Genomic DNA, 584 nt, shown 5'->3' with positions numbered 1-584 from the left:
AGTGGCAACCGTTAGATCGTTACGACCGATTTGTGCACATTCATTGACAGTGCGAACCGCATGGCCAACTTCCAGTTTTAAGTCCCATAGTAAGGTAATAAATTCACTGATTTTCGCTTCCAACGCGGTCGGCAGTTTGTTGTTAGAAAGAACAAGAATGTCTATGTCGGACAACGGATGCAGTTCACCGCGACCATATCCGCCCACGGCCACTAATGAGATGTTGCAAATGTCATTAAAACCGAAGTATTGCCATAAACGCGTCAGCAACAAGTCCATGTACTCTGCGCGAGCCAATACTAAGCTGGTCACAGGGTGATGGTTAAGAAACTCTTGTTTTTGGGTTGAGCTGAATTTTTCTAACTCTTGTTTTAGTTCGCCGATATTGATTTGTTCGTCGGAAAACGTAAGAGGGGATTGAAGTGGCATATTTGCTATCCGTGCAAGCTAAAAGTAAAGATCTACAAACCTTTCTAATTTAACAAATCTCGCGGAGATAAAAAATATCCCCGCATGAGCGGGGATATTGAAGTCATTCTTGGTTACGCATTTTTCATTAGGCGAGGAATCGTATCATCGCTGCG

The 584-nt window shown here is 43.3% G+C and carries 1 protein-coding gene; it reads right to left on the bottom strand.

Features of this window, described 5'->3' with window-relative positions:
• On the bottom strand, positions 1–429 hold a 429-nt coding region (locus R7R24_RS28835), incomplete at its 3' end, for a nucleotidyltransferase domain-containing protein (RefSeq protein ID WP_318120474.1).
• Positions 430–584 lie beyond the last annotated feature (155 nt).

The sequence above is a fragment of the Vibrio sp. 704 genome, from assembly GCF_033339295.1.
The sequence above is the reverse complement of the archived record's forward strand: the minus strand, read 5'-3'. Positions and strand labels throughout refer to the sequence as shown.